The sequence below is a fragment of the Paenibacillus sp. LS1 genome (assembly GCF_026013365.1).
In the GTDB taxonomy this organism is placed as follows: Bacteria; Bacillota; Bacilli; order Paenibacillales; family Paenibacillaceae; genus Paenibacillus.
Genome location: NZ_JAPDOE010000020.1, coordinates 1 through 20,164 on the forward strand (window position 1 = coordinate 1; position 20,164 = coordinate 20,164).

General features: G+C 47.5%; 19 protein-coding genes and 1 rRNA gene. 19 read left to right on the forward strand and 1 reads right to left on the reverse strand.

Annotated elements, in window-relative coordinates; genetic code table 11:
* Positions 1–128: 128 nt before the first annotated feature.
* The 9 genes from rrf to pssA all read left to right on the forward strand — a co-directional run bounded on the left by rrf (position 129) and on the right by pssA (position 10,322).
* Positions 129–245: ribosomal RNA gene (gene rrf, locus OM416_RS30290) — 5S ribosomal RNA — on the forward strand.
* A 184-nt stretch (positions 246–429) separates the two neighbouring features.
* On the forward strand, positions 430–1,605 hold the full coding sequence (gene eis / locus OM416_RS30295) for an enhanced intracellular survival protein Eis (protein ID WP_264935651.1): 1,176 nt from the start codon (positions 430–432) through the stop codon (positions 1,603–1,605).
* A 460-nt stretch (positions 1,606–2,065) separates the two neighbouring features.
* Positions 2,066–2,527, forward strand: a complete 462-nt coding sequence (locus OM416_RS30300) for a CtsR family transcriptional regulator (protein WP_062836165.1) — start codon at positions 2,066–2,068, stop codon at positions 2,525–2,527.
* Between the two features lie 31 nt (positions 2,528–2,558).
* Entirely contained in the window at positions 2,559–3,083 is a 525-nt protein-coding gene (locus OM416_RS30305; RefSeq protein ID WP_264935652.1) for a UvrB/UvrC motif-containing protein, read from the forward strand.
* A 28-nt stretch (positions 3,084–3,111) separates the two neighbouring features.
* The gene (locus tag OM416_RS30310; protein WP_264935653.1) at positions 3,112–4,182 is read left to right on the forward strand and encodes a protein arginine kinase; all 1,071 of its coding nucleotides are present in this window, start codon (positions 3,112–3,114) and stop codon (positions 4,180–4,182) included.
* Positions 4,183–4,364: 182 nt separating this feature from the next.
* Entirely contained in the window at positions 4,365–6,827 is a 2,463-nt protein-coding gene (clpC, locus tag OM416_RS30315; RefSeq protein ID WP_169483030.1) for an ATP-dependent protease ATP-binding subunit ClpC, read from the forward strand.
* 260 nt (positions 6,828–7,087) lie between these two features.
* Positions 7,088–8,455, forward strand: a complete 1,368-nt coding sequence (gene radA, locus OM416_RS30320; RefSeq protein ID WP_036671578.1) for a DNA repair protein RadA — start codon at positions 7,088–7,090, stop codon at positions 8,453–8,455.
* 13 nt (positions 8,456–8,468) lie between these two features.
* Positions 8,469–9,545: a DNA integrity scanning diadenylate cyclase DisA gene (gene disA, locus OM416_RS30325; protein ID WP_047841130.1), complete on the forward strand. Its 1,077-nt coding sequence runs from the start codon at positions 8,469–8,471 to the stop codon at positions 9,543–9,545.
* 45 nt (positions 9,546–9,590) lie between these two features.
* Positions 9,591–10,322 (forward strand): CDP-diacylglycerol--serine O-phosphatidyltransferase, encoded by a 732-nt coding sequence (gene pssA / locus OM416_RS30330; RefSeq protein WP_062836169.1) that lies wholly within the window; start codon positions 9,591–9,593, stop codon positions 10,320–10,322.
* 133 nt (positions 10,323–10,455) lie between these two features.
* Here the strand turns inward: pssA and OM416_RS30335 are convergent, their stop codons facing one another.
* On the reverse strand, positions 10,456–10,851 hold the full coding sequence (locus OM416_RS30335; protein WP_017692049.1) for a hypothetical protein: 396 nt from the start codon (positions 10,849–10,851) through the stop codon (positions 10,456–10,458).
* A 173-nt stretch (positions 10,852–11,024) separates the two neighbouring features.
* Between OM416_RS30335 and OM416_RS30340 the strand changes: the two genes are divergently transcribed.
* The 10 genes from OM416_RS30340 to sigH all read left to right on the forward strand — a co-directional run bounded on the left by OM416_RS30340 (position 11,025) and on the right by sigH (position 20,124).
* Positions 11,025–12,110: a PIN/TRAM domain-containing protein gene (locus OM416_RS30340; RefSeq protein WP_047841132.1), complete on the forward strand. Its 1,086-nt coding sequence runs from the start codon at positions 11,025–11,027 to the stop codon at positions 12,108–12,110.
* Positions 12,111–12,212: 102 nt separating this feature from the next.
* Positions 12,213–12,908, forward strand: a complete 696-nt coding sequence (gene ispD / locus OM416_RS30345) for a 2-C-methyl-D-erythritol 4-phosphate cytidylyltransferase (protein WP_264935654.1) — start codon at positions 12,213–12,215, stop codon at positions 12,906–12,908.
* A complete protein-coding gene (gene ispF, locus OM416_RS30350; protein WP_264935655.1) occupies positions 12,905–13,381 on the forward strand; it encodes a 2-C-methyl-D-erythritol 2,4-cyclodiphosphate synthase in 477 nt (158 codons plus the stop codon). The genes ispD and ispF overlap by 4 nt, the downstream gene beginning before the upstream one ends.
* 36 nt (positions 13,382–13,417) lie before the next feature.
* Positions 13,418–14,875 (forward strand): glutamate--tRNA ligase, encoded by a 1,458-nt coding sequence (gene gltX / locus OM416_RS30355; RefSeq protein WP_264935656.1) that lies wholly within the window; start codon positions 13,418–13,420, stop codon positions 14,873–14,875.
* A gap of 536 nt (positions 14,876–15,411) precedes the next feature.
* Positions 15,412–16,071 carry a serine O-acetyltransferase gene (gene cysE / locus OM416_RS30360; RefSeq protein WP_264935657.1) on the forward strand — a complete coding sequence of 220 codons (660 nt, stop codon included), beginning with the start codon at positions 15,412–15,414 and terminating at the stop codon, positions 16,069–16,071.
* Between the two features lie 42 nt (positions 16,072–16,113).
* Positions 16,114–17,514, forward strand: a complete 1,401-nt coding sequence (cysS, locus tag OM416_RS30365; RefSeq protein ID WP_264935658.1) for a cysteine--tRNA ligase — start codon at positions 16,114–16,116, stop codon at positions 17,512–17,514.
* Entirely contained in the window at positions 17,511–17,990 is a 480-nt protein-coding gene (locus OM416_RS30370) for a Mini-ribonuclease 3 (RefSeq protein ID WP_264935659.1), read from the forward strand. The genes cysS and OM416_RS30370 overlap by 4 nt, the downstream gene beginning before the upstream one ends.
* A 43-nt stretch (positions 17,991–18,033) precedes the next feature.
* Positions 18,034–18,780 carry a 23S rRNA (guanosine(2251)-2'-O)-methyltransferase RlmB gene (rlmB, locus tag OM416_RS30375; RefSeq protein WP_264935660.1) on the forward strand — a complete coding sequence of 249 codons (747 nt, stop codon included), beginning with the start codon at positions 18,034–18,036 and terminating at the stop codon, positions 18,778–18,780.
* 5 nt (positions 18,781–18,785) lie between these two features.
* The gene (locus OM416_RS30380; protein ID WP_169483038.1) at positions 18,786–19,307 is read left to right on the forward strand and encodes an NYN domain-containing protein; all 522 of its coding nucleotides are present in this window, start codon (positions 18,786–18,788) and stop codon (positions 19,305–19,307) included.
* A 172-nt stretch (positions 19,308–19,479) separates the two neighbouring features.
* The gene (gene sigH, locus OM416_RS30385) at positions 19,480–20,124 is read left to right on the forward strand and encodes an RNA polymerase sporulation sigma factor SigH (protein WP_017692059.1); all 645 of its coding nucleotides are present in this window, start codon (positions 19,480–19,482) and stop codon (positions 20,122–20,124) included.
* Positions 20,125–20,164: the final 40 nt, after the last annotated feature.

A 20,164-nucleotide genomic window follows, 5' to 3' on the forward strand; every position in this document is an offset into this window, starting at 1 on the left:
GATAATTCGCATGTTTCGTTTCGAATCTAGTTTTCAGAGAACAACACTCTGGGCATGGAGATTTAGTTCATTCATGGACTGATATTTTCTTGCAGAGATTTCGAGAAGCTTAGCTTCGAAAAATCATGTTTGGTGGCGATGGCGGAGGGGTTCCACACGTACCCATCCCGAACACGACCGTTAAGCCCTCTAGCGCCGATGGTACTTGGACCGCAGGGTCCTGGGAGAGTAGGACGCCGCCAAGCGAAGAACCACTGCCGATGTAATTCGGTGGTGGTTTTTATTTGTTTATTTTAGGGGATGCGAAAGCATCTCTTATTTGACTTTGCAGGAATCCTCTGACACACTCATAGTGGATACATAGATTGCGTATCAGACTTTCATTTTGAAAATGATCTCAACATTCTAGAGAACGGGGTGCAGGATGAGATGGAAATTCAGAAATTGACGGTAAATGATTTTGAACCAGCGATGGCACTTTCCGAATATGCTTTTCAAGTGGTAATGAGTGATGAACAAAAAGAAAAGCGGCGTAGTCAATTTTCGTCACAGGATATATGGGGTGTATATGAGGAAGGGCAGCTAGGAGCCAAACTTCACATTATCCCTTTTCAAACCTATATTCATGGTAGGTCGTTCGAAATGGGCGGTATTGCGGGTGTAGCCACCTGGCCAGAGTATAGACGCAAAGGCTGGGTAGCGGGTCTGCTGAAGCATGCGTTGGAAGAAATGAATCGTAACAAACAAAGTATATCGTTCTTGCATCCATTCTCTTTTGGTTTCTATCGGAAGTATGGATGGGAGACCTATGTTGAATTTAAACGATATAAAGTGCCTACAGCGCATTTGCCTTCGAAAAAAGCGACACCTGGAACGATTCGGCGTGGCGATCCGGGTCTCAGAATACTAAAGGAAGTATACAGTGCTTACGCTGAGCGCTATAACGGAACCCTGGTCCGGGATGATGCAAGGTGGGAGAATTCAGTTCTTGTGAATGGGACCAGCCAGAAGGCTGTATATTATGATGAAGCTGATGTAGCACAAGGTTATCTTTTGTATGAGGTAAAGGAAAATAAGTTTACCATTAAAGAAATCATCTATCTGAATGAAGAGGCTAGGCAAGGACTCTGGACTTTCATTGCCAATCATGATTCCATGATCCAGGAAGTTACGTTGCAGGCACCAGCCAGTGATACGCTCGCTTTCCAATTGGATAATCCACGGATTCAGCAGGAGATCGTACCTTACTTTATGGCACGCATCGTTAGTGTGGAGCAGTTTATATCTCAGTATCCATTTGCAAGCCAGGATTCACCGGTACAGATTGTTCTTCAGGTAGAAGATACCCACGCTCCGTGGAATGAAGGGGTATGGCAATTAAACGTGGCAATGAACGGAACCGCGTCCATATGGAAAACATCCGAGCCAATCACTGATGATCAGACCATTAAGGTGGATATTCAATCCCTTACGGCAGTATTGATGGGATATCGCAGACCTTTAGAAATGGCACGAATCGGAAGAATTCAAGGACCAGAAGCAACAATCAAGGCTTTGGAACAAGCGATTCCTGTACGGGAAACCTACTTGCTTGATTTCTTCTGATGACTATCCCGCTGTTCCATTCAACTTAATTAGCTTATATAGAAATACGGCGTTATTGAAAGACAAAAGGACTTCTCCAGCAATTTTGGAGAGGTTTTTTTGTGTCTGGGGAATATTTCGTGTAAAATCGTAAAAAATGAATAGTGACCCCACTTGGCAAACCCACAAAATATGCTATAATGGTTATAAAGTCAAAGAAAGTCAAAGTCAACTAAAGGTTTAATACTTAAGTAGCTTTCTTTCTACAATCTGATGCATGATCGCCAATATAGGGGGTTTATTTCATCGGAGGATCAAGGAAATATTAAAGGACCTTCGTGCTTCCTTCACTCTCCTGTTGACGTCTGTGGAAGCAAGATTCGCTGTTTTCCTGATTGGTTAAATGGGTAGAGAAGGTGTACTCTGTGGGGGCGTGTGGGTCCTTATTGACTTAACGTTTCAGACAGTGGAGGATGATTGGATGCGTAATATCTCTGATATTATCGAACGATATCTGAAGAGTATTTTGCATGAAAGTCCCGAAGGAATGGTTGAAATTCAGCGTAATGATCTGGCAGATCAATTTTCATGTGTACCTTCCCAGATCAATTATGTCATCAGCACACGTTTTACCCTCGAGAAGGGCTACCTGGTAGAGAGTAAACGCGGCGGTGGTGGTTATGTTCGCATACAGCGCATTGAATTACCGGCCCAATCAGCTCTGCATAATCATTTGCACCATAGTATTGGTGATGAGATCGGGCAGACTGCTGCCGAAGGTCTGATCTATCAACTGGAAGAAGCACGTTTCTTGAGCAAGCGGGAAGCCGGGTTGATGCGAGCTGCTGTATCTAGAGAGGTTATATTGGTCAAACTTCCTTACCGGGATCAAATTCGTGCCAGAATGTTGAAGGCGATGTTAATATCTTTGCTCGGTAAATGAAAACTATCGGGGTCAAAGGAGGTACATCAATATGCTGTGCCAAGAATGCAATAAACGTCCGGCGACACTTCATTTTACGAAGATCGTGAATGGAGAGAAGACGGAATTCCATATTTGTGAGTCATGTGCCCGTGAAAAAGGGGAAATGATCCCTGGAACATCAGGTGGATTTTCCATTCACAATCTGTTGTCCGGGTTGCTCGATTTTGATCCAGCCGGAAAAAGTGGATCGGCAGGAACACCACCTGCAAAAGCACTTCAGTGTGAAGAGTGTGGTATGACTTACTCACAATTTAGCAAGATAGGCCGGTTCGGCTGTAGTTCATGTTATAAATATTTTGACAGCCGTCTGGACCCTTTGTTCAAGCGAGTTCATGGCAGTACGTCCCATGTAGGTAAAGTGCCTGCAAGAGCTGGTGGTCGCATCAAGGTGAAACGGCAAATCGCCGATCTGAAGCGTGAGCTTCAGGAGAGCATCGCCCAAGAGGAGTTTGAAGAGGCGGCTCAGATCCGGGACCAGATCAGAGGACTTGAAAAAGGGATAGCTCAGGAGTAAAGTTTGTCATGAGTAGGAGGGATGCGTAATGCCTAATCTGCGCTTTACAGAGAAGGCGCTCAGCGACTGGATGCGCAGTGATGCGGCTGATTCCGAAATCGTCATTAGCAGCCGTGTCCGGATCGCACGCAACCTTCAGCATGTTCCGTTTCCGATGCTGGCTTCCAATGAGCAATCGGAAGAGGTGCTGAATAAGCTGAGCGAAGTACTTCAATACGATGACGTTCATGCCTTTGGGGATTTTCATACGCTGGATCTGATCGATATTGACGAACTCGACAAACGGGTGCTGGTGGAGAAACATCTCATCAGTCCAAGTCTTGCGAACGAATCCAAGAATGGTGCGGTAATTCTCAGTGAGGATGAGTCTGTCAGTATTATGATTAATGAAGAGGATCATCTCCGTATCCAGTGCCTCTATCCGGGGTTCCAGGTGAAAGAAGCCTGGGAGAAAGCTTCCGCAATAGATGATGCTTTTGAAGCGCACGTGGATTATGCTTTTGATGATCGTAGAGGATACTTAACCAGCTGTCCTACCAATGTAGGTACAGGTGTCAGAGCATCGGTCATGATGCACTTGCCTGCCTTGGTGATGACGCAGCAGATTGGCCGCATTTTAACCGCAGTTTCCCAAGTGGGATTGACTGTAAGGGGAATATACGGCGAAGGCAGTGAGGCGATGGGTAACCTGTTCCAGATCTCGAACCAGATTACACTGGGACAGACCGAACAGGAAGTCATTGAGAACCTGCATGGTGTTGTGTTACAGATGATTGGTCATGAGCGTACAGCCAGAGAACGGTTAATGACCGATTCCAGACTTCGAATCACGGATCGTGTCATGCGTTCTTACGGCATATTGTCTCATGCAGCCATCGTTGATTCTAAGGAAGCTGCTCAGCGCTTATCGGATGTACGCCTTGGCGTGGATCTCGGGTTGCTGGATGGATTGTCCATCACGGTCATGAATGAGTTGAATGTGATGACGCAGCCGGGATTTTTGCAGAAAACATTCGGGGAAGATATGCGCACAGATGAGCGTGACATCTACCGTGCTCAATTGATTCGTGATACGATCAATACAGCGAAGCAGTCCTAGCTTAGCCTGATATTGTATTGAATTATGGTTTCATGCCGCATTGCGGCTTTTATATAATAAGGCATGTACGAATGCCGAATGACTTTATTCGCAGCACGGCTGCAAACAAAAATGATATGAAGAATACGACGGGAATGATTTGAGTCCCTCGTTTTATCCAAAACCATGGAGGTGCAGGAGATATGATGTTTGGAAGATTTACGGAACGGGCCCAAAAGGTGCTCGCACTCGCGCAGGAAGAAGCTGTCCGTCTCGGTCATAATAACATCGGTACTGAGCATATTTTGCTCGGCCTCATTCGTGAAGGCGAAGGCATCGCAGCCAAAGCACTGATCGGCCTGGGACTCGGATTGGAAAAAATTCAGGATGAAGTAGAAACGCTGATTGGCCGTGGCCAAGAGCAACCTACCAACATTGCATATACGCCACGTGCGAAAAAAGTAATTGAACTGTCTATGGATGAAGCTCGTAAATTGGGTCATACCTATGTAGGCACAGAGCATATTCTGCTCGGATTGATTCGTGAAGGCGAGGGTGTTGCAGCACGTGTGCTCAATAACCTGGGGATCAGCCTGAACAAAGCACGTCAACAAGTGCTGCAATTGCTTGGCAGCAGTGAAGCTGTATCCAGCCATAATGGAACACCTGCCAATGTAAGCACACCAACGCTGGACAGTCTGGCACGTGACCTCACGGCTTATGCGAGAGAGAACAATCTGGACCCGGTTATTGGACGTAGCAAAGAAATTGAGCGTGTCATTCAGGTACTCAGCCGTCGTACTAAGAACAACCCGGTATTAATCGGTGAACCAGGTGTAGGTAAAACAGCGATTGCTGAAGGCCTTGCGCAAAAAATCATTGCAAATGAGATTCCAGAAACATTGCGCGACAAACGTGTAATGACCCTGGATATGGGTTCAGTAGTCGCTGGAACCAAATATCGTGGTGAATTCGAAGATCGTCTGAAAAAAATCATGGATGAGATTCGTCAAGCAGGTAACATTGTCCTGTTCATCGACGAATTGCACACTTTGATTGGCGCAGGCGGAGCTGAAGGTGCCATCGATGCTTCTAACATTTTGAAACCGGCTCTGGCCCGTGGAGAATTGCAGTGCATTGGTGCAACAACGCTGGATGAGTATCGTAAATACATCGAGAAGGATGCAGCGCTTGAGCGTCGTTTCCAACCGATTACTGTTGATCAGCCTTCTCCGGAAGAAGCGATTCAAATCTTGCATGGCTTGCGTGACCGTTATGAGGCGCATCACCGCGTGAAAATTACGGACGAAGCAATTGTGCAGGCGGTTAAACTGTCTGACCGTTACATTACAGACCGTTTCCTGCCAGATAAAGCGATTGACCTGATTGATGAAGCGGGTTCCAAAGTAAGATTGAACTCTTACACGATCCCACCAAACCTGAAACAACTGGAAAGTCGTCTGGAAGATATCCGTAAGGAAAAAGACGCTGCAGTTCAAAGTCAGGAGTTCGAAAAAGCAGCAGCTCTGCGTGATACGGAACAAAAAATCCGTGAAGAGCTGGATGTAACGAAGAACCAGTGGAAAGAGAAACAAGGTCGCACCGATTCCGAGGTTACTCCTGAGGATATCGCACAAGTGGTAGCCAGCTGGACAGGAATCCCTGTGAACCAACTGAAAGAAGAAGAGACACAGCGTCTGATGAATCTGGAGTCTATTCTACATGAACGTGTCATCGGTCAGGATGAGGCAGTGAAGTCTGTCAGCCGTGCCGTTCGTCGTGCTCGTGCAGGACTTAAAGATCCAAAACGTCCGATGGGTTCATTCATTTTCCTCGGCCCTACAGGGGTAGGTAAAACAGAACTTGCTCGTGCTCTGGCTGAAGCGATGTTCGGCGATGAAAATGCAGTAATCCGGATTGATATGTCCGAGTATGGTGAGAAGCACTCGACTTCCCGACTTGTCGGAGCGCCTCCAGGATATGTTGGGTACGAAGAAGGTGGCCAGCTGACAGAGAAAGTTCGTCGCAAACCCTATTCCGTAGTCCTGCTTGATGAAATCGAGAAAGCACATCCAGAAGTATTCAATATCTTGTTACAAGTGCTTGAGGATGGTCGTCTGACGGATTCCAAAGGTCGCGTCGTTGACTTCCGCAATACGCTGATCATTCTGACATCCAATGTGGGTGCCGAAGCGATCAAACGTAACTCTACACTGGGCTTCACTGCAGTTGTAGATGCAGGAGCAGATTATGACAACATGAAGGGGAAAGTGATGGATGAGCTGAAGAAAAGCTTCCGTCCAGAGTTCCTTAACCGGATTGATGAAATTATCGTGTTCCACTCACTCGAAGAAAAACACATCGCTGAAATTGTTACGCTGATGAGTGAAGAACTTCGTAAACGACTGCTCGAACATGAGGTCGATTTCGAACTCACTGATAATGCCAAGGCCTTCCTTGCGAAGTCAGGCTTCGATCCAGCTTATGGTGCGCGTCCGCTTCGTCGGGCGATCCAGAAGCATATCGAGGACAAATTGTCTGAAGAGTTGTTGACAGGTAACGTAACTAAAGGGGATTCCTTACTCATTGACGAAGAGAACGGTGCACTGTCTGTAACGAAAAAAGACGTGGTTGTTCCTTCTAACGAGGAAATCGAAACCAAATAATATATAGCAAGCTTTGGAGCTAAACTTCAGCTTGTATTGATCTTTAATCCTTCCCGGCTTCGGCCGGGGAGGATTTTTTGCATTTTGGACAGAAGACGGACATGATTATGTCAGGAACATGTGTAAAGTTTGCGATAATCCTTTACGAAAAATCTCAAACAATGGTAAACTTTTAGTAACCCTGCACGTCAGGGAGTTTGGGCAAAATTCGTCGAATAATGCAAAATGCTGTTATAAAACTAAATTATAGGAGTGCTGAAGTGGCCAAAGTTAAAACCAAGTTTCAATGTACGGAATGCGGCTATGAAGCCCCCAAGTGGTACGGTAAGTGTCCGGGTTGTCAGTCATGGAATTCAATGGTGGAAGAAACAGAGACGGTGGTCAAAACACAAGGGAGAAATTCTCCCCTGTTTGACAGTAAAGATAAACCGCTTCCTATCATAGATATAGATAGCGGTCAGGAACCGCGTGTACAGACTGGAATCGGAGAGTTGAACCGGGTATTGGGTGGCGGAATTGTTCCGGGTTCACTCGTTCTGGTGGGCGGAGATCCGGGTATCGGTAAATCAACGTTGATGTTGCAGACGTCCCATGCGCTGACGCATTCGGGTTTGCGTGTGTTATATGTATCAGGAGAGGAATCAGTCAAGCAAACCAAATTGCGGGCGGATCGTCTCGGGGCGCTCTCTGCCGAGTTGTATGTGCTGTGTGAAACCAATATGGAACGTGTAGAGGAAGCGGTGGATCAGATCCAGCCGCATTTTCTTGTCATCGACTCCATCCAGACGGTATATCTTCCCGAAGTTACCAGTGCACCAGGTAGTGTAGCACAGGTAAGGGAATGTACGTCAAGGTTCATGCGGATTGCCAAAGGCAGAGGCATTGCAACGGTTCTTGTGGGGCATGTTACCAAAGAAGGTGCCATTGCCGGTCCACGTATGTTAGAGCATATGGTGGATTGCGTGCTTTATTTTGAAGGAGAACGGCATCATACGTATCGCTTACTGCGTGCGGTGAAGAACCGTTTTGGTTCCACCAATGAGATTGGTATTTTTGAAATGGGCGAGGATGGACTTCGTGAAGTGGGCAATCCGTCTGAACTCTTTTTGTCGGAACGTCCACTAGGGGTAGCAGGTTCAACGGTAGTTGCCAGTATGGAGGGTACACGCCCTCTGCTTGTGGAATTGCAGGCGTTGATCTCGACGACCCATTTCCCTTCTCCCCGCCGTATGGCAACAGGGGTGGATCTGCATCGATTGAATCTGATTATTGCAGTGTTGGAGAAACGGATGGGGATGTTCTTACAGACTCAGGATGCATATCTGAATGTAGCTGGAGGAGTAAGGCTGGATGAACCCGCCGTAGACTTGGCGGTTGCTGTCAGCATTGCATCCAGTTTGAGAGATGTACCGACCAAGCCGGACGACGTCATCTTTGGCGAGATCGGTCTGACAGGTGAAGTTCGAGCCGTATCACGGGCCGAACAACGAGTGAAGGAAGCCGCAAAGCTGGGCTTCAAGCGAGTCATTTTACCAGAAAAAAGCTTAAAGGGCTGGAAACATCCTCGCGGGATACAACTGATCGGTGTGAATACCGTGGCAGATGCACTAGCGGTTGCTTTAGATTAGGGGGCATAACAAGATGAAAGATATGAGCCAACTGGATAATATGAATGAATTGTTAAGGCTGATCGCACCAGGTACACCTTTCCGCGAAGGTCTGGAAAATGTGCTGCGCGCCAAGACGGGCGCACTGCTTGTTGTAGGATACAGCCCTGAAGTAATGGAAGTAGTGGATGGGGGATTCTCGATTAACTGTGATTTCTCCCCGAACTATCTGTATGAACTCGCCAAGATGGATGGTGCCATTATTCTTAGCGAAGATTTGAAGCGTATTCTTTACGCCAATACTCAGTTAATCCCGGATTCATCTATCTCTTCATCAGAGACGGGGATTCGTCACCGTACCGCAGAGCGTGTAGCGAAGCAAACGGGGAAATTGGTGGTTTCCATATCACAGCGCCGGAATATTATTACCCTGTATCAGGGAACGCTTCGTTATTCCCTCAAGGAAATCGGGGTTATTTTGACCAAAGCAAATCAAGCGATTCAAACCCTGGAGAAATACAAAGCTGTATTAACACAGTCCCTTACGAATCTAAGTGCCTCTGAATTTGAGGAACTGGTGACGATTCCTGAAGTGGTCAATGTGATTCAGCGTACCGAAATGGTTATGCGGATTAAAACGGAGATCAAACGATACATTCATGAACTCGGGAATGAGGGACGACTCATCTCCATGCAAATGGAAGAGCTCGTGGGTACAACGGAAGAAGAAGCTTGGTTGCTGTACAAAGACTATGCCCGTGACGACAGTGATGACAAAATCCGTGAAATTATTGTGGGACTGAAAAGATTGTCGGACGATGAATTGCTGGATGCACATCATATTGTTCGTCTGCTCGGCTACCCTTCATCAGCGGCTACTTCAGAGGATTCGGTTGCACCTCGCGGATTCCGGGTATTAAATAAGATCCCCCGCCTGCCGAATGTCATTATCCATAACCTGGTGGATCAATTCGAACAATTGCCTCATGTCATTATGGCTACAATTGAAGAACTGGACGAAGTGGACGGTATTGGTGAAGTTCGTGCCCGGACCATTAAGGAAGGCCTCAAACGTTTGCAGGAGCAGATGTTTATCGACAGACAGATGTAAGGGTTTGCCTATATAAAGGCTTGAAATGGATGAGGTGAAACAACAATGCTAACCAGATTCATTCCGAATCTCTTTACCCTGGGTAATCTGTTTCTTGGAATGATGGCAATTTTGCTTGCGATTGATGGAAATTACAGTTTGGCTGCTATCATGGTCATTGTAGCGATGCTGCTGGACGGTCTGGATGGCCGAGTGGCACGTGCACTCAATGCCCAAAGCGAATTCGGCAAGGAACTGGATTCCTTGTCTGACATGGTTTCTTTTGGCGCAGCACCAGCCCTGATCATATTTATGGTGTCGTTTCAAGATTCGATGCCGATGCTCGCCTGGATTGCAACAGCTGCTTTTCCGATCTGTGGAGCCATTCGTCTGGCTCGGTTTAATGTTCGTCCCGGAATTCCGGGGTACTTCACAGGTCTACCGATTCCCGCAGCCGGCGGAGTGCTGGCTACACTATCCTTGTTCAACAAGGATATCGGCCCGATCAGCATGATGATTGCTACGTTACTGTTATCGTACCTGATGGTAAGTTCGCTTAAGTATCCCAATTTCAAAAAGGTTGGTTTGCCGCGTAAGGCAATCTGGATTGCACCATGGGTTGTGTTATTTGCGATAGCTGTAGCTGTTATTTTCCCGGAGCAGTTATCCAAACTGATCTTTATTCCGCTGGTGTTATACGCCTTGTATGGAATGAAGCATAATGTGCGAACAGCGGCTTCGCGTAGTCGAGCCAAAAAGCGCAAGGATGAAAAATCTTCCCGTCCTTCTGATCGTTAAGTAGCATTGGGCATTGGGGATAGACACTATACAAAGAAAGCACGTACTCTCCTGAACTGGAGAATGCGTGCTTTTTGTTTATTCAGATCTATTTACGGTAAAAGAAACCCTTACGAACGACATACATATCTTCTTACGACAGATTAAACATCCCTAACGTCGAACACTTCTGTGATTCGTGATTCACGACCTCTTCCATGTTGATGTCCAGCAGATTGCAGAGAGCCGACATGTAGAACAGGTTCCGCCCCAGTTCAGAGCTGATTACCTCTCGGCAGTTCTCGCACAACTCACCTTCCACATGCGTTTCCAGCAGGCCCTTGGTTTGAGCGATATCGCTCTCAGGGGCATATTTCTGCTTGGTGGCGTGCAGCTCAATGCAGCCGCATTCGGTAATGGCTTTGGACACGGCACGGTTAACAGACGCTCCGGCTTGTCCCGTTTTGGACAGTACATCAATCAGGCTGCGATGACGCAGCAACAGTTCAGAAACTTGATCCTGGAAAGCCTGTAAACTTAGCGTACTCATTTTGCCACTCACCTCGGGATATGAATTGAATTCATTATATGCCAATAATTTACCTACTTTCAACTGACGATTGCAACATTTCCAAAAAGTTCTTGCGGATGGGATTAGCAATTCAGGAATTGGATCATACTGGATATAAAGATCAAGATACATTGAAGGAGGTGCAGGGACTAATGTGGAAAAAAGGCATTTTAACTTTTACAGGATTGTGCGGTGCATGGTTCGGCTACACGGCATATCATCTGGCAGGAAAATCGGTCCCATGGATGGCGGAGTGGATTCAGTCCGCAGGATTACTGGGAGCCGGTATATCGACGCTGCTGGGAGCTGTAATGTTTATGGCTGTATGTAACATTGGTGGGACATTGATGGCAGACAGGCTGCATAGTGGAATTGATTCATTGGCAAAAGTACCTATGAACGAATTGGCTGCAGGTGCCGCAGGTACCGTTGCAGGATTGCTCGTGGCCTTGTTGCTCTACCCTGTTGTGGGATGGATGGGGACGGCAGGAGAAGTGCTGCAAGTGGCGCTGACGGTGATTAGTGCCTATTCCGGCTACACCCTTGCCATGGCGAAGAAAGACGATCTGGGGGCCTTCTGGATGTCTGGACGATGGGGTCATCCGGAGGTGGACGAGGATAGACGGATGGAAGAACATAAGATTCTGGATACCAGCGTCATTATCGACGGTCGTATCGCTGATATATGCAAAACCGGGTTTATTGAAGGCACGATCGTAATTCCGGAATTCGTTCTGGAGGAGCTGCAGCATATTGCCGATTCATCGGATCTGCTCAAGCGGAACAGAGGACGGCGTGGACTGGACATTTTGAATAAAATCCAGAAGGAACTCGATGTAAAAGTTCTAATCTACGAGGGGGATTTCGAGGAAATCTCTGAGGTAGACAGCAAATTGGTTAAACTGGCTAAAGTGCTTCAGGGCAAAGTGGTCACTAATGACTTCAACTTGAACAAAGTGTGTGAACTCCAGGGTGTATCTGTGCTGAACATTAATGATCTCGCCAATGCGGTCAAGCCAGTCGTTCTGCCAGGTGAGGAGATCATGGTGCAGATCATCAAGGATGGCAAGGAGCATGGCCAAGGTGTAGCCTATCTGGATGATGGCACAATGATCGTTGTGGAAGGCGGACGCGAGTATATCGGCATGATGATGGAAGTGCTGGTGACCAGTGTGCTGCAGACTTCAGCGGGAAGAATGATCTTTGCGAAGCCGAAACTGTTGGAAAAAGCCCAATAAAGCGGTATGATGGGTAGTGTATCGTTGAACGAGATTTTATATCGCAGATAGATATTTTACATCTCTGAACGATAAACTGACAGACAAGGCAGGGATTGCGGCATGGATAAAGGGTGGGGCGTTGTCATTGTGGCAGCAGGTCGCGGAACCCGGATGGGGACGACCGAGAGCAAGCAGTTTCTGTTGCTGCAGGACAAGCCCGTTTTCATACATACGCTTGAGGTATTTGCTGCACTGGACGAGATCCACGAGATGGTGCTGGTCACAGGAGCTGCAGATGTTGAACGCTGCCAGGATTGGGTAAAAGAATACCAACTGGATTCACGTGTCCGTGTTATCCCCGGAGGGAAAGAGAGACAACATTCTGTCCATAAAGGCCTGAAGGCACTTGGGACGGATTGGGTTCTCGTTCACGACGGGGTTCGTCCTTTTGTGAACCATGAGCAGATCAAGGGATGCATGGCGGCCGCCATATCCGGTGGTGGAGGAGCTGTACTGGCCGTTCCCGTGAAGGATACGATCAAACAAGTGAATGCGGAAGGGGTCGTTACGGCGACGCCAGACCGCAGCAGTCTGTGGAGCATTCAAACCCCGCAGGCTTTTCGTCTTTCTTCCCTGCTTTCCGCCTACGAATCAGCCGAGCAGGACGGATTTCTGGGGACAGATGACGCCATGCTGGCTGAACGTCAGGGAATGTCGGTCAAGGTTGTGGAAGGCAATTATACCAATATCAAATTAACGACGCCGGAAGATTTGGAATACGCCGCGTTTTTGCTGGGGGGAGAGAAGAAGCGATGATACGTGTAGGACAGGGATTTGATGTACATCAGCTGGTGGAGGGACGCCCGTGCATTATTGGCGGAGTAACGATTCCTTATGAAAAAGGACTGCTGGGTCACTCGGACGCAGACGTGCTATTGCACGCAATTAGTGATGCCATTTTGGGTGCGCTGGCACTAGGGGATATCGGCAAGCATTTCCCGGATACCGATCCGGAATTCAAGGATGCCGACAGTCTGAAATTGCTGGAGCATGTGTGGCAGCTTGTGAAGGATCGCGGGTATCAGCTGGGAAATATCGACTCAACGATTATTGCCCAAAAGCCAAAAATGGCTCCTTACATCCCACAGATGGCCGAGGTTATTGCCAAGGCACTGGAAGCGGATGTAACGCAAGTGAACGTGAAAGCAACAACAACAGAGCAACTGGGATTCCCGGGACGGGGAGAGGGCATTGCTGCTCAATCCGTTGTTTGCCTTGTACGTGTATAATAATATCATCAATCAATTAGTGACGGAGGGGATCATATGAGCACGGAAATTCGTGTGCGTTACGCGCCGAGCCCAACGGGACACCTGCATATCGGGAATGCCCGTACGGCGTTGTTTAACTATCTATATGCCAAACATAATAACGGTAAATTCATTATTCGTATTGAAGATACGGACGTGAAACGGAATATTGCCGGTGGTGAAGAAAGCCAGCTGAAATACCTGAAATGGCTTGGAATCGAGTGGGATGAAAGTATTGATGTGGGTGGAGAATACGGACCATACCGTCAAACGGAACGTCTGGATCTCTATCGTAAATATACGCAGGAATTGCTGGATAAAGGTCTGGCTTACCGTTGCTTCTGCACGGAAGAAGAATTGGAGCAAGAGCGTGAGGAACAGTCAGCACGTGGAGAAACGCCGCGTTATTCCGGCAAACACCGTGACCTGACTCCAGAGCAAATTAGTGCGTTTGAAGCGGAAGGTCGCGTAGCGAGTATTCGTTTCCGTGTACCGGAAGAGCGCACATATACGTTTGATGACATGGTTAAAGGTACAATTTCGTTCAATAGCAAGGAATCTGGCGACTTCGTCATTGTGAAAAAGGACGGCATTCCCACGTACAACTATGCCGTTGCTGTGGATGATCACTTGATGAAGATCTCCCACGTCCTGCGTGGGGAAGATCACATCTCGAACACGCCGCGTCAACTGATGATCTATGAAGCGCTCGGCTGGGAGCCGCCGCAATTTGGTCATATGACGCTGATCGTGAATGAAAATCACAAGAAGCTGAGTAAACGGGATGAGTCCGTTATTCAGTTTATTGAACAGTATGATCAGCTCGGCTATTTGCCTGAAGCGATGTTTAACTTCATTTCCTTACTCGGCTGGTCGCCAGAAGGGGAAGAAGAGATCTTCTCGCAAGAGCAACTGATCTCCATTTTTGATACGAAACGTCTGTCCAAGAGCCCAGCAGTATTTGATACCCACAAGCTGGCGCACTTGAACAACCACTATATCAAACATGCTGACCCTGAACGTATTGCCGAAATGGCCATTCCGCATCTGCAAAAGGCTGGACGTATTTCTTCCGAGCTGTCTGCTGAACAAAAAGAATGGGCATATAAGCTGGTGCACCTGTACCAGGAGCAGATGAATTCTGCCTCCGATATTGTGGAATTGTCCGAAGTGTTCTTCCGTTCCAATCTGGAGCTGGAAAGCGAAGGAGAAGCAGTACTTGCTGAGGAACAGGTGCCAACTGTGCTGAAGGCTTTTGCTGATAAAGTGCAGGCGAGCGAAGAGTTCACGCCAAGCAAAATGGCTGCATTGATCAAGGAAGTACAGAAAGAAACCGGCTTTAAGGGCAAACAGCTCTTTATGCCAATCCGTGTAGCCTTGACTGGACAGACGCATGGACGGGATTTGAATCAAACGATCGTCCTGCTGGGCCGTGATACGGTGATCGAACGTTTGCTTGCGCAAGTAAAATAAGCTTAATTGAGGATCTTCCGTTAATTTGGAATCTGAGCACAGTCTTATGATGTATGGATTACACAGGAGGCTGTTGTCAGTCTGAGGCCTTTTCGCTATAATAACAACACAACGAATAATTGATATGATTTATCTAATAGAACAGCAAAGATCGGGAGGAGTAGACTGACCCGGACAGATTCAGAGAGGATGGTCCCGCAGCAAAGGAAGATTTCTTTGGTTGCGGTGGCTGTGAGCCATCCACTGTCCATCAGTCGAAATGCGCCCGTGAGCTGCACAGCCGAATCCAGCCCCGCCTTTGTCAGCATGACATCGGAAAACGTTAGGATAGGTTGTGACGATTGGTTTCCGTTACCAAACCGCTTAAGGGCTCATTCTTTTTGAGGATGAACCGAGCAGAGTGGGACCGCGATAAACGCCTCTGCAGCTAAATGCTGCAGGGGCGTTTTTTGTTTAGGCGAGTGTGCAGTACACTACCAAGGAACGCGCCGTCCGGTAAGCCGGAGGACGGGAACCTGAACAAGAGGGGAACGAGCATGTTCAAGAAGATCAGATCAGATATCCAGGCGGTGTTTGAAAACGACCCGGCGGCCCGGGGATGGTTTGAGGTGGTATTAACCTACTCAGGGCTGCATGCAATATGGGCACACCGGATTGCTCATTTTTTATACAAGCGGAGATGGTTCTCGGTTGCCCGTTTCATTTCGCAGGTTAGTCGTTTTATGACAGGAATTGAGATACACCCTGGAGCTACGATCGGAAATCGGTTGTTTATTGACCATGGAATGGGCGTCGTTATTGGAGAAACATGTGAGATTGGCGATGATGTCGTTATCTATCAGGGGGTTACCCTTGGCGGAACAGGGAAAGAAAAAGGAAAGAGACATCCGACCATTGGTAATAATGTGGTTATCTCATCTGGAGCGAAAGTGCTGGGTTCATTTAGCGTGGGGGATCAATGTAACATTGGTGCTAACTCCGTTGTGCTTAAGGAAGTCCCTTCCAACAGTACCGTGGTGGGTATACCGGGCAGAATTGTCAAACAGGATGGTCGACGGGTAGATCGCCTCAGTCAGCAGTTGCCCGATCCGGTCGTCGACTCTTTGCGCAGCATGCAACAAGAACTCGAACGATTGCAGCAAGAGATACGTACACTGCAGAATGCTCGTGAAAATGAGACTGTGCGTGATACGTGATACAATAAATATAGGCAGTATAGGATGAAAGGATAAGTGACCATGACGCTTCAAATTTATAATACGATGAGTCGTACAAAAGAGGATTTTGTTCCCCAAGAGCCAGGGAAGGTGAAAATGTATGTGTGCGGACCTACGGTATATGACTACATTCATATCGGGAATGCACGCCCGGTTATCTTTTTCGACACGGTTCGCGGGTACCTGGAACAGACAGGACATGAAGTGAACTATGTGGTGAACTTCACGGATGTCGACGACAAGCTGATCCGCAAAGCAGAACAACTTGGAACAGACGTCCCTCATGTCGCGGAGAAGTTTATTGCGGCCTATTATGAAGACCTTGAAGGACTGGGTATTCCGAAGGCAAGTAGCAATCCACGAGTTACAGAGAACATGCCGCTCATTATTGATTTTATCCGTGAGTTGGTTGAAAAGGGATTTGCATATGAAAATGGCGGTGACGTCTATTATCGCACAGGCAAATTCAGCGAATACGGCAAACTCTCGAAACAAAACCTGCAGGAGTTGCAATTCGGAATCCGTGTAGGCGTGGACGAGCGTAAAGAGCATCCCGAAGATTTCGTGCTCTGGAAGGCAGCTAAACCAGGTGAGATCTACTGGTCCAGTCCTTGGGGTGATGGTCGACCAGGATGGCATATTGAGTGCTCCGCCATGGCTCGGGAGTATCTTGGGGATACACTGGACATACACGGGGGCGGACAGGATCTGCAGTTCCCACACCATGAATGCGAATGCGCCCAATCCGAGGTGTTAACAGGCAAACCGCTTGCCAACTACTGGATGCATAATGGTTTTATTCGAATCGATAACGAGAAAATGTCGAAATCGCTCGGCAATGGTGTTCTTGTTAAAGACTTGCGGAATCAATATAAACGCGAAGCGATTCGTTATTTCATGTTGTCTACCCACTATCGTAATCCATTGAACTTTACGGATGATACGATGGAGCAGGCACAGAACAGTGTGGACCGGATTGCGAATGCGGTAGGTAACCTGAACCATCGTCTGAATTCGGTGACTGTAGATCAGGGTATTTCAGCAGAGTTTGTGGCAAGACTCGACCAAATTCGTCAGCAGTATCACGAGAAGATGCAGGACGATTTCAATACACCTGATGCAATTACAGCTATGTTTGAATGGGCAGGGGAAGCCAACCAATTGTTGCAGCAAGAAGTAGTCAATGCTGCTGACATTCGTGCACTACTCGAATTATTCAATGAACTGAATGCGGTGCTGCGCATCTATACTGACGCAGAGCCAGAACTTTTGGATGAAGAAGTAGAGCGTCTGATTGAAGAACGTGTAGAAGCGCGCAAGTCCAAAAACTGGGCAAGAGCGGATGAAATCCGCGATGAATTGTCTGCACGTGGCATCCTGCTTGAGGATACGGCGCAGGGCATGAGATGGCGGCGCAAATGAGCGAAGGACATTCAAATACACCAAAACAGCAGGAGCAGGCCACAGAGGGAGGATGGTTCCCATATCCCCCTTCCAGACCTGCGAGGTTGATTCCTCCTATTGCGCTGGCCTATATTGGTGATGCGGTATATGAGGTGGCTGTTCGTCAATATCTGTTGTCGAAGGCCAACATGCGTCCCAATCATTTGCACCGTAGTGCAACCGGATTGGTATCAGCGAAGGCACAGAGCCGCATACTTGCAACGATTGAGGCTGCACTGACAGAAGAAGAACGGGATGTCGTCCGGCAAGGGCGGAATGCCAAGTCGGGCAGTATCCCCAAAAATGCAGATGTTCTGGAGTACAGACATGCTACGGCTTTTGAATGTCTCATTGGTTACCTCTACAGCAGTGGTTCACATGATCGCATGATTGAACTGATTGGGCTTGGCATTGAGCAAGCGGAACAACAATCGCCAGCACCGACAAAAAAATAGAAATTTCAACAAAACAACGCATTACAGAGAGGATCGAACAACGATGGAAGAAGAATGGATCGCCGGTAAACACTCCGTAACGGAGGCGCTGCGTTCAGGCCGGACCATTAATAAAATATGGATTGCCGATACAGCACAGAAACATCTGACTCAACCTATTATCTCGGAAGCTAAAAAACTCGGTATTGTCATTCAACACGTGGACAAGCGTAAGTTGGACCAAACGGTACCAGGCGTTCAGCATCAAGGGGTAGTCGCACAAGCGGCACCTTACGCTTATGTGGAGGTAGAAGATATTCTTGCCGCAGCGAAAGCGAAGAATGAGCATCCTTTCCTGATCCTGCTGGATGAGATTGAAGATCCTCATAACCTGGGGTCGATTTTGCGGACAGCAGACTGCACGGGTGCGCATGGTGTCATTGTACCCAAACGTCGCTCAGCAGCGGTAACAGTGACGGTATCCAAAACGTCAGCAGGTGCGGTGGAATACGTACCAGTGGCTCGTGTAAGTAATCTCGGCCAGACTATCGATCGCCTTAAAGAAGAAGGTGTGTGGGTTGTAGGGACAGATGTCACTGCTCATGAAGGTGTCTTTGGTAACGGAGTCTTTACAGGCCCTGTAGCATTGGTAATCGGCAATGAAAACAAGGGAATGGGACGACTCATTCGTGAAAAATGCGATGTACTGATCAAATTACCGATGCAAGGTCAGATTAATTCCCTGAATGCTTCCGTGGCAGCGGGTGTTGTCATGTATGAAGTGCTCCGCTCGCGTCAAGTGCAGGAATAGAAGGTATGGCTGATTCCCGTGATGTGCTTCTTGTAGACGGGTACAACATGATTGGTGACTGGCCGGAGTTAACCAGACTGGCGGAAAGTGGGCTCGAAGAGGCGCGTAACAGGCTTCTCTTTCGGCTTGCTGACTATCAGGCGTTCTCCGGCCGGCGGGTCATTGTTGTGTTTGACGCCTACCTCGTGCCTGGACTCGGTAAATCCTTTACACAGAGCAAAGTACAGATTTATTTTACAAAGGAAAAAGAGACGGCAGACGAATGCATTGAGAGACTCGTTCGGGAACTAAGCATGCGAAGACGCCAAATCTATGTGGCTACGAGCGATATGGTAGAGCAACATGTCATATTCGGACAGGGAGCGCTACGCATATCTGCAAGGGAATTGCTGATTGAAGTCGAGCAGAACGAAAAAGAATTAAAGAAACGACTGGAAGAAGATCAAGCGAAGACAACACGTAATACACTCGGAGGCAAGTTGAGTCCCGATGTATTGAAAGAGTTTGAGCGATGGCGGCGGGAATAGTAACCTGCTTTTTACAATATTTAGAATATTGAAAGTCTTGACATTTATGTTATTGATGTTCTTTTTTAGGCAGAGCGTGGTTGACGGTGTGAGGTGCCATCATATATACTGATCCTATATTTCATAGAGTAGAGTAACGGGGTACCTTGCGTTGCAGCCGGAGGGATTGTCTGTGAGTGTCGACCTCAAAGATATCATGTTATCCAAGTATGATTACCAAAGTGACGAAGACATTGTCGAAGCTTTCCGTGAAGGCGAAAGCGAAGCGTTAGAGTTTTTAATTAACAAATATCGTAACTTTGTACGCGCCAAGGCAAGATCTTATTTTCTGATTGGGGCAGACCGGGAAGATATTATTCAAGAAGGAATGATTGGCCTCTACAAATCCATTCGAGATTTCAAAGGGGACAAGCTGGCTTCGTTCAAGGCTTTTGCCGAACTGTGTATTACAAGACAGATCATCACGGCGATTAAGACAGCAACACGTCAGAAACATATTCCGCTTAATTCTTATGTATCTCTGGACAAGCCTATTTATGACGAAGAGTCTGATCGTACGTTACTCGATGTGATTTGTGGAACCCAGGTCAGTGATCCGGAAGAACTTATCATCAATCAGGAAGAGTTTGTGGGCCTGGAAGATAAAATGTCCGAGATTCTGAGCGATCTGGAACGTAAAGTATTGATGTTGTATCTGGACGGGAGATCTTATCAAGAGATTGCAGTAGATTTGGACAGGCATGTGAAGTCCATTGATAATGCACTACAGCGCGTCAAGCGCAAGCTTGAAAAGTACCTGGAAGTTCGAGATAATTAAACACATGTTGTCGTTGACGGAAAAGGCTCGGAGTTTGAGT